1 pseudogene (running past one end of the window) is annotated in these 230 nt (G+C 57.8%); it reads right to left on the minus strand.

Going from position 1 to position 230, the window contains the following annotated elements:
- A pseudogene (locus tag FDX09_RS09905) lies at nt 1-230 on the minus strand (IS1 family transposase) (its annotated part continues 246 nt past the right edge of the window); the annotation flags it as partial.

Consider the following 230-nt stretch of genomic DNA (forward strand, 5'->3'; position numbering starts at 1 on the left):
TCATCCATACCACGACCTCAAAGGCCGACAGCAGGCTCAGAAGACGCTCCAGTGTGGCCAGAGTGCGTTCACCGAAGACGTGCGCCACAACCGTCCTCCGTATCCTGTCATACGCGTAAAACAGCCAGCGCTGACGTGATTTAGCACCGACGTAGCCCCACTGTTCGTCCATTTCAGCGCAGACAATCACATCACTGCCCGGTTGTATGCGCGAGGTTACCGACTGCGGC

Origin of the sequence: Citrobacter sp. wls717, assembly GCF_005280955.1 — a bacterium.
GTDB lineage: Bacteria > Pseudomonadota > Gammaproteobacteria > Enterobacterales > Enterobacteriaceae > Citrobacter > Citrobacter werkmanii.